This window comes from Luteibacter sp. P4_E6 (genome assembly GCF_056401535.1).
Map to the genome: position 1 here is coordinate 1 of NZ_JBFUJE010000132.1, position 9,289 is coordinate 9,289.

A 9,289-nucleotide genomic window follows, 5' to 3' on the forward strand; every position below is an offset into this window, starting at 1 on the left:
CGTTACGAGCCGATCCACGACGCGTCCGGCAACGTGATCGGCGCCTGGTTCGTTGGTGTCGAGATCACCAGTGAGATGGCCAATCTTTCCCAGGAGATCGCCTCGATCCACATCGGCCAAAGCGGCTATTACTCGGTTATCGATGCCAGCGCCGGCAAGCGCTACGGCACGTTCATCGTGGATCCGATGATGAAGGATGCCGCCGCCCGGATCGACGGTGCGGCGCTGAAAGTGATGGATGTGGACGGTCAGCCGGTGTTCGGCCGCATGCTGTCAGGCAAGCAGGGCGAATTGCGTTACAGCGCCAGCGCGGACGGCCATACGGTGGATCGTCTTGCCATCTATGCCACCGATCCGGCCTGGAGCTGGCTGGTCGCCGGCACCGTTGACATGGACGAACTGTATGGGCCGGTGCGACATCTGCGCATGGTGGCGATCGGTACCGCTATCGGCATGGTCGCCGTGCTTTGCCTGCTGCTCTTCATCGCGATCCGTGCGCGTATCACCCGGCCGCTGTCGCACGCGGTCGAAGCGGCCAGGCGGCTTGCCGAGGGTGACCTTACGGCACGCCTGGAGACCACGCGTGGCGACGAAATCGGTCAGTTGATGCGTTCCATCGACGGCATCGGCGACGGACTCGGCGACATCGCCCGCTCCGTGCGCAAGGCGGCGGCGAGCATGGCGGGAAGCACGTCGGAAATCGCGGCGGGTAACGCCGATCTGTCCACGCGCACCGAAACCCAGGCGCACGAGTTGCAGATGACGGCGTCGAGCCTCGACGAGTTGACGCGTACCGTGCGTGACAACGCCGGCAATGCAGCGCGCGCCAGTACGCTGGCCGAACATGCCAGCGTCGCCGTACAGCAGGAGGCGGGCGCGATGCAGGGGGCGGTCGAGGCGATGAACGGCATCCAGGCCTCCGCCCAGCGTATTGCGGACGTCATCGGCATCATCAACGGGATCGCCTTCCAGACCAACATCCTGGCGTTGAATGCGGCTGTCGAGGCCGCTCGCGCCGGCGAGCAGGGCAGGGGCTTCGCCGTAGTAGCCGAAGAGGTGCGCAACCTCGCCCAGCGCAGTGCGACGGCGGCGAAGGAGATTGAATCGCTGATCACCGAATCGGTCGAGCAGGTTGACGCTGGCCATGGCCTGGTCACCGAAGCGGGCCGCAACATGACGACGGTGCTCGGCCGTATTCGTGACGTGGCCGACCTGATGGGCAGCATCAGCCGGGCGACGAACGATCAGTCCGAGCAGATCGGCCGAATCAACCACGCCGTCTCGCGCATGGACGATTCGACCCAGCAGAACTCGGCGCTGGTGGAGGAGGCCGCTGCTGCGGCAAAGAGCCTGGAGGATCAGGCGGGCGAGTTGGCGCGGGTGGTGGAAGTGTTTCGGTTGTAACGGAGGAGCACCGGCGAGTAGGAGCATCGCCGATGAATCGGCTCCTACCCCGATGAATCGGCTCCTACCGAGCGGGATGCTGCGACCTGCTCGGTAGGAGCCGCTTCAGCGGCGAAGGGTGCTCGCGATCACGCGTGTTGCGCGATCAACCTTCCAGCTCTTCCCACCGCGCGAATGCGGTATCCAGCTCGGCCTGAACCTTCGCCAGTTCCTCGTTGCCGCGAGTGATCGCCGCGGCATCCTGCTGGAAATATTTCGGATCGTTCATCGCCGCCGTGCGTTTCGCGATCTCGGCCTCGAGCTGCTCCAGCTTCGCCGGCAGGAGATCCAGCTCGCGCTGCTCCTTGAACGACAGCTTCTTCTTCGGTGCGGTAGCGACTACCGGTGCCGGCGCCGGCGTGGGCGCCGGTGCGGACTTCGCATTCGATGCACGCGCCGCGGCGATGATCGGCTTCTGACGCAACCATTCGGTATAGCCGCCGATGTACTCGCCGACCTGGCCATCGCCCTCGAGCACCAGGGTGCTGGTCACCACGTTGTCGATGAAGTCGCGGTCATGGGACACGAGCAGAAGCGTGCCGGTGTAATCGCCGAGCAGCTCCTCGAGCAGTTCCAGCGTTTCCACGTCGAGGTCGTTGGTCGGCTCATCCATCACCAGCAGGTTGGACGGCTGGGCGAACAGCTTGGCCAGCAGCAGGCGGTTGCGCTCGCCACCGGAGAGACGGGTGATCGGCGCGCGCGCACGTTCCGGCGAGAACAGGAAGTCCTGCAGGTAGCCGATGATGTGCTTGCGCTGGCCGTTGAGCTCGATGTACTCGCGGCCTTCGGCCACGTTGTCCAGCGCGTTCAGGGTGTCGTCGAGCGTGGAGCGGTGCTGGTCGAAGTAGGCGATCTGCAGGCCCGTACCGAGCGTCACTTCACCCTGCTGAGGTTTGAGCTCGGCAAGCAGGATCTTCAGTAGCGTGGACTTGCCCGCGCCGTTCGGTCCCATGATGCCAACGCGGTCGCCGCGCATGATGGTGGTCGAAATATCGCCCAGCAGCGTGCGGCCGCCGTAGGCCTGGGTGATGTGCTTGGCGTCGACCACCTTGCGTCCACCCGCCTGCGCAACCGCGAGCGTGATCTTGGCCGTACCCGACTGCTCACGACGCTCGGCGCGCTCGTTGCGCAGCGCCTTCAGCGCGCGCACGCGGCCTTCGTTACGGGTCCGTCGTGCCTTGATGCCCTGGCGGATCCAGACTTCTTCCTGGGCCAGCTTGCGATCGAAGTGCGCGACGGCCTGGGCTTCCGCATGCAGGCGCTCTTCGCGGCGGCGCAGGTAATTGTCGTAGTCGCCCGGCCAGCTGGTCACGTTGCCGCGGTCGATCTCGACGATGCGCGTGGCCAGTGAACGCAGGAAGCTGCGGTCATGGGTGATGAAGACGATGCTGCCGCTGAAGTTCTTCAGGAAGGTTTCGAGCCAGGCGATCGCCTCGATGTCGAGGTGGTTGGTCGGCTCATCGAGCAGGAGCAGGTTGGGGTCCCGCACGAGTGCCTGACCCAGTAGCACGCGCCGTTTCATACCACCGGAGAGGTCGGCGAAATCGGTATCGGCGGGTAGCTCCAGCCGCTCGATCACCTGCTCCACGCGCGACTCGAGGTCCCAGGCGTTCAGCGTCTCGATCTTCGTCTGGACTTCGCCCAGCGCGTCCATGTCGCCCGCTTCGAGCGCGTGATGGTAGCGGGCGAGCAGATGACCCAACTCGCCCAGGCCATCGGCCACGACGTCGAACACACTGCCCGTGGTGTCCTGCGGCACTTCCTGGGTCAGGCGGGCGATGCGGGTGCCGCCCTGCAGGCGGATCTCGCCGTCGTCGGCATGGATTTCGCCGGCGATCAGCTTGAGCAGGGTGGACTTTCCGGCGCCGTTGCGCCCGACGATGCAGACACGCTCGCCGGCATCGAGGGAAAGATTGACCTGTTCGAGCAGGAGCGGGCCGCCGACGCTGTAGTCGACATTGAGGAGTTGGATAAGGGACATCCGCCCATTCTACCCGCCCGGGGCCCTCAAGGCTCTTGTGGGAGCCGATTTATCGGCGATGGGTGCTTGAGGCAACCTTGCCCGCTGGCGCGGGATCGCCGATGAATCGGCTCCTACAGAGGTAGGTGCGATCAGGCGGTATCGACCTTGTAACGCGTGTGCTGGCGCCAGGTGACCCCGGGCCGCAGGATCGCTCCTTCGGACTCCGGCGAGTTGACCTGGTCGGGAAAGGCCTGGGCCTCCAGGGCGAAGCCGGCGAACGGGCCGTACGGCTCCGGGTCGCGGCTGGGCTGGCCGGTGAGCTTCTGGCCACTGTAGAACTGCAAGCCCGGCCGATCCGTCTCAACCGTCAGGCGACGACCACTCGAGGGTTCACTGACGACCGCCACCGTTCGCAGCGCCGAGCCCGTCGGTCCACGCGGGATGTAGCAGTGATCGAACCCGCCGACGAGGCGAAGTTGTGGATCGGGCCAATGCAGGCGCGATCCGATCGGCGCCGCGTCGCGGAAATCGAACGCGGTGCCCGCCACGTGCTGCCGGCCAACCGGAATCGCCCCCGCGTCGATGGCAAGGAACTCGTCCGCATCGATCCGGATGACGTGGTCGCGGATATCCGGCCGACGGTCATTGAGATTGAAATAGGGGTGGGCGGTGAGGCTCAACGGGGTCGGCGCATCGGACGTGGCTTCGTACTGGAGGTCCAGCGTGCCGTCGTCGTCGAAACGGCAGCGGAGTTCCACGCGTACCTCGCCCGGGAAGCCGCCGTCGCCCTCAGGTGAAACCAGGCGCATCACCAGCGACTCGCCGTCCGCTTCCACGTCCCAGCGCTGCAGGTGGAAACCGTACTGGCCGCCATGCAGATGGTTGCCACCGTCATTGCGGTCTACCTTGTAGTCGATGCCATCGAGGCGAAAACGCCCGCCGCGTATGCGGTTGGCCCAGCGACCGACGATGGCGCCCATGTAGGCATTCGAGTCGAGGTACTGCTGCGCCGTGGCATGGCCGAGCAACACCTCGCCCAGGCGCCCCTGGCGATCGGGCGATTGCCAGCCGAGCAACGTGCTGCCGAGATCGGTGATGTCGATCTGCGCATCGCTCGCGTTGCGCAGGGTCCAGCGGTGGAGCGGTCGGCCGTCGGGAAGCTGGCCCCAGGCGGTGGCATTGAATACGGGCATGGATAAAGCGATCCCTGCGGGCAACGATCAGGTTGCGGCCGTCTTGCGATGGAGGTCGAGGTACTGGCGCGGCGTACAGTCGTATTCGCGCCGGAATACCGCATACATGTATTGCAGTGAGGTGAAGCCACAGCGCAACGCGATGTCGGCGAGCGATACGTCCGAGTTGGCGATGAGATCGCAGGCGGTATCCAGCTTGTGCGTGAGGATCACCTGGTGCACGGTCTGTTTAAGCTCGCGTTTGAAGTGTTCTTCGAGCACGGTGCGTGATACGCCCACGTAGTCGGCAACCTGTTCGGTCTTGATGCCGAGGCAACCGTACTGGCGGATGTAATGGCTGGCGCGCATCACATGCGGGCTGCGTATCGGATGGAACTTGCTCGACGCCTGCACGTTGATACCGACCGGTGGCACGAGCACGCGGGTGCCAGCGCAGTCCATGCCACGCAGCATCTGGTGCAGCAGATGGGCCGCGGTGCGGCCCATTTCCTCCGCGCCCTGAATCACCGAAGTGAGCGGGATGCGCGTGAGCAGCTGGGCCATCGGGTCGTTGTCGATACCGACGATGGCGATCTGCTCAGGTACCGCGATGCCGCCCATCACACAGGCCTGCAGCAATTGCCGGGCGCGCGCATCGGTGACTGCCACGATGCCGATGGGCTTGGGCAGCTCGGCCAGCCAGGTCACCAGCTCTTCGACGGCCTGCCCCCAGCCGCCGGCACTGGTCGGAGAGCCCTGGTAGACCAGTCCTTCGACCGATTCTTCCTCCACGATGGCGCGGAACGCGTGCTCGCGTTCATGGGCCCAGCGGCTGGTCGGGTGCGGTGGCAGGCCATAAAAAGCGAATCGCGTCAGGCCCTGCTCAATCAGGTGGTCGTAGGCGAGGCGGATCAGCCGGGCGTTATCCGTGGCGATGTAAGGCACGTCGGTCGGGTAGTTGGCCGGGTCGTGATACGAGCCGCCCACCGCCACCACGGGAATGTGGAGGTCGCTCAACATGTCCGGTGCCTCGGGGTCGTCGAAGTCGGCAATGACCCCGTYGCCGCGAAACTGGTGGATATCGCGCATGCGGCTGCGGAAGTCCTCTTCCATGAAGAGGTCCCACTCGACGCGCGTGCTGTTGAGGTAATGCCCAATGCCGGCGATGACCTGACGGTCATAAACCTTGTTCGCGTTGAAAAGAAGGGCGATGCGATGGGGTGTCATGACCGTGGAAATTACCACGCCGCGCGTTAAACCGGTCATGACGCACCGCGGCAAAGAAAACCACGGGAACGGCGAGGGAAATCGCAATTGCGCCGCATGGCCCTTGATCGTCAGCATCGTCGGGATTCGTCCCCACGTTCGTCAAGGAATTGTTATGTCGTACTTTTCCAACATCCCCAAGATCGCCTTCGAAGGCGCCGGCTCGGATAACCCGCTGGCGTTTCACCACTACGATGCCAATAAGCAGGTCCTGGGCAAGAGCATGGCCGAGCACCTGCGCCTGGCCGTGTGCTACTGGCACACCTTCGTCTGGCCGGGCTCGGACGTGTTCGGTGCCGGCACCTTTGACCGCCCGTGGCACACGGCCGGCGACCCGATGGACAAGGCACGCGAGAAGGCCGACGCGGCGTTCGATTTCTTCACCCGCCTGGGTACGCCGTTCTATACCTTCCATGACACCGACGTATCCCCGGAAGGCGCCAACCTCGCCGAATACAAGAACAACTTCGCCGCGATGGTCGACGTGCTCGAGAAGAAGCAGGCCGAGACCTGCGTGAAGCTGCTCTGGGGCACGGCCAACGTATTCAGCAACCCGCGTTATGCCGCGGGCGCCGCGACCAATCCGCAGCCGGAAGTGTTCGCCTATGCGGCAACCCAGGTCCGTCACGCCATGGAAGCCACGCATCGCCTCGGCGGCGCGAATTACGTGCTGTGGGGCGGCCGCGAGGGTTACGAGACCCTGCTCAACACCGATCTGAAGCGCGAGCGTAACCAGCTCGGCCGCTTCTTCCAGATGGTGGTGGAGCACAAGCACAAGCTCGGCTTCAAGGGCACGATCCTGATCGAACCCAAGCCGCAGGAGCCGACCAAGCACCAGTACGATTACGACAGCGCCACGGTCTACGGTTTCCTGAAGGACTTCGGCCTGGAGAACGAGGTCAAGACCAACCTCGAAGCCAACCACGCCACGCTCGCCGGTCACTCGTTCCAGCACGAGGTCGCCACCTCGATCGCGCTGGGCCTGTTCGGCTCGATCGACGCCAATCGCGGCGATCCGCAGAACGGCTGGGACACCGACCAGTTCCCGAACAGCGTCGAAGAGCTCACCCTCGTCACCTACGAGATTCTCAAGGCTGGCGGTTTCACCACGGGCGGTTACAACTTCGACACCAAGGTTCGCCGCCAGAGCAGCGCACCGGAAGACCTCTTCCACGGCCACATTGGCGCCATCGACGCGCTGGCGCTCAGCCTGGAGCGGGCGGCGAAGATGATCGAGCGCGACGCACTGGCCGACTTCAAGGCCAAGCGCTATGCCGGCTGGGATGCGGACTTCGGCAGCAAGATCCTTCAGGGCGGCTTCACGCTCGCTTCGCTTTCGGACGAGGCCATCTCCCGCGACATCCACCCGAAGCACGTGTCGGGCGGACAGGAGTTGCTCGAGAACATCGTCAACCGCTATATCTATGGGTGATATGAAACCCGACATGGAAGCTTCGGCACGTATGTACCTCGGTATCGACCTCGGCACCTCCTCCGTCAAGGCGGTGCTCGTCGATGACGCGGGAGAGGTGCGCGCCAGCGCCACCAGCCCGCTCGAGGTATCCCATCCCAGGCCGCGATGGTCCGAACAGGACCCCGCGACCTGGTGGTCGGCGACCGAGGCCGCCGTTGCGGATGTCCTCAAGGGAACCGATGCCCGCCGCGTGGCGGCCATCGGCCTCTCGGGGCAGATGCACGGAGCCACGCTGCTCGATAAGTCCGACAACATCCTGCGGCCCGCCATTCTCTGGAATGACGGCCGTTCGGATGTGGAATGTGCCGAGCTGGAAAGGGTCCCTGGCTTCCGCGAGATCACCGGCAACCTTGCCATGCCCGGCTTCACGGCACCGAAGCTGGCCTGGGTGCGCAAGCACGAGCCCGAGGTGTTCGGTCGGGTCGCCAAGGTATTGCTGCCGAAGGATTACCTGCGCCTGCTGCTCACCGGCGAGTACATGACGGACGCCTCGGATGCTGCCGGTACGCTCTGGCTGGACGTGGCAAAGCGCCAGTGGAACGACGCCATGCTCGCGGCCACGGGGCTTGACCGTTCGCACATGCCGCAGGTGTTCGAAGGCAGCCAGCCCGCTGGCCGGCTGCGCAAGGAGCTGGCCGAGCGCTGGGGCATGGACACGGTGCCGGTGGCTGCAGGTGGCGGTGACAACGCGGCAGGCGCGGTCGGTGTCGGTATCGTTCGCGATGGCCAGGCCATGCTGTCGCTGGGCACGTCCGGTGTCTACTTCGCTGTCTCCGATGGCTTCCGCTCGAGTCCAGAGCAGGCCGTGCACAGCTTCTGCCATGCCTTGCCCGATACCTGGCACTTGATGTCGGTGATGCTCAATGCCGCCAGTTGCCTCGACTTCACGGCACGCCTTACCGGCCAGAAGGACGTGCCGGCGTTGCTCGCCGAAGCCGAGGCGAGCGGCCTCAAGCCCGACGGCCCCCTGTTCCTGCCTTATCTCACGGGTGAGCGCACGCCCCACAACGACGCCCATGCCCGGGGTTCCTTCACGGGCCTGGGTCCGGAGACCGATCGCGCCGATCTCGCCAATGCGACGCTCGAAGGCGTTGGCCTCGGCCTTCTGGACGGGTTGCTCGCGGTGGAATCCACCGGCCTGGTGGCCGAAGAGATCACGGTGATCGGCGGTGGTTCACGCAGTGCCTACTGGATCCGCATGCTGGCCGACATTCTCGGCAAGCGGCTGGTCCTGCGCAGCGGTGGCGAGGTCGGTCCGGCGCTTGGCGCGGCCCGTCTGGCCCACCTCGCGGCGGATCCCAAGGCCACGTTGGAAGAGGTTTGCCCGATGCCCGCCGTGACGGCCACTTACGAGCCCGATGCAGCGCGTCATGCTTATTTCCTGCAAACGCGCCACCCTTTGTTCCGCCGTACCTACGAGCAGTTGAAGTCCCTGACTACCGACGCCGCTCGCGGCGACGATTTCCGCCCTTCCTGAGGGGCGATTCCATAAGCACGGAGATAAGCATGAAGCAGAAGGCTCTATACACGGTCCTCGCCGTATCGATGGTCGCCGCAGGCGTGTTCGCCGCTCCGCAGGCGCACGCCAGCAAGGAAAAGCCGGTCATCGGTTTCTCCATCGACGATCTGCGCGTCGAGCGCTGGACCAAGGACCGCGACTACTTCAAGGCCGCTGTCGAAGCCAAGGGTGGCACCGTCTCGGTACAGTCCGCCGACGCCAACGAACAGAAGCAGATCTCGCAGATCGAAGGGCTGATCGCCCGCAAGGTCGACGTCATCGTCATCGTGCCGTTCAACGCCAAGACGCTCACCACGGTGGTCGGCGAAGCGAAGAAGGCCGGTATCAAGGTCATCTCGTATGACCGCCTGATCCTCAATGCCGACGTCGACGCGTATATCTCGTTCGACAACGACAAGGTTGGCCAGATGCAGGCGCAGGGCGTGGTCAACGCGGCTCCGAAGGGCAACTAC

At 64.7% G+C, this 9,289-nt stretch carries 7 protein-coding genes; 4 read left to right on the forward strand and 3 right to left on the reverse strand.

Features of this window, described 5'->3' with window-relative positions; genetic code table 11:
• Positions 1 to 1,404, forward strand: a 1,404-nt coding sequence (locus AC1DT2_RS10285) for a methyl-accepting chemotaxis protein (protein WP_477296117.1), incomplete at its 5' end; no start/stop codon positions are given.
• A 145-nt stretch (positions 1,405 to 1,549) separates the two neighbouring features.
• On the opposite strand, the gene AC1DT2_RS10290 is transcribed toward AC1DT2_RS10285, so the two are convergent.
• The 3 genes from AC1DT2_RS10290 to AC1DT2_RS10300 all read right to left on the reverse strand — a co-directional run bounded on the left by AC1DT2_RS10290 (position 1,550) and on the right by AC1DT2_RS10300 (position 5,805).
• Positions 1,550 to 3,424, reverse strand: a complete 1,875-nt coding sequence (locus AC1DT2_RS10290; RefSeq protein ID WP_477296118.1) for an ATP-binding cassette domain-containing protein — start codon at positions 3,422 to 3,424, stop codon at positions 1,550 to 1,552.
• 131 nt (positions 3,425 to 3,555) lie between these two features.
• Complete coding sequence (locus AC1DT2_RS10295; RefSeq protein WP_477296119.1) at positions 3,556 to 4,599, reverse strand: aldose epimerase family protein; 1,044 nt, start codon at positions 4,597 to 4,599, stop codon at positions 3,556 to 3,558.
• A gap of 27 nt (positions 4,600 to 4,626) precedes the next feature.
• A complete protein-coding gene (locus AC1DT2_RS10300; RefSeq protein WP_477296120.1) occupies positions 4,627 to 5,805 on the reverse strand; it encodes a XylR family transcriptional regulator in 1,179 nt (392 codons plus the stop codon).
• Positions 5,806 to 5,959: 154 nt separating this feature from the next.
• Between AC1DT2_RS10300 and xylA the strand changes: the two genes are divergently transcribed.
• From xylA to AC1DT2_RS10315, 3 genes are all read left to right on the forward strand, one after another.
• On the forward strand, positions 5,960 to 7,276 hold the full coding sequence (gene xylA / locus AC1DT2_RS10305) for a xylose isomerase (protein WP_477296121.1): 1,317 nt from the start codon (positions 5,960 to 5,962) through the stop codon (positions 7,274 to 7,276).
• Positions 7,277 to 7,289: 13 nt separating this feature from the next.
• On the forward strand, positions 7,290 to 8,795 hold the full coding sequence (gene xylB, locus AC1DT2_RS10310; protein WP_477296122.1) for a xylulokinase: 1,506 nt from the start codon (positions 7,290 to 7,292) through the stop codon (positions 8,793 to 8,795).
• Between the two features lie 29 nt (positions 8,796 to 8,824).
• Positions 8,825 to 9,289 (forward strand): substrate-binding domain-containing protein (locus tag AC1DT2_RS10315; protein WP_477296123.1); only part of this gene is annotated, 465 nt, incomplete at its 3' end.

What these genes read in the sequence shown, in the direction of transcription:
- AC1DT2_RS10290 (WP_477296118.1), bottom strand. Translation starts at nt 3,424, where the DNA reads ATGTCCCTTATCCAACTCCTCAATGTCGACTACAGCGTCGGCGGCCCG.
- AC1DT2_RS10295 (WP_477296119.1), bottom strand. Translation starts at nt 4,599, where the DNA reads ATGCCCGTATTCAATGCCACCGCCTGGGGCCAGCTTCCCGACGGCCGA.
- xylA (WP_477296121.1), top strand. Translation starts at nt 5,960, where the DNA reads ATGTCGTACTTTTCCAACATCCCCAAGATCGCCTTCGAAGGCGCCGGC.
- xylB (WP_477296122.1), top strand. Translation starts at nt 7,290, where the DNA reads ATGGAAGCTTCGGCACGTATGTACCTCGGTATCGACCTCGGCACCTCC.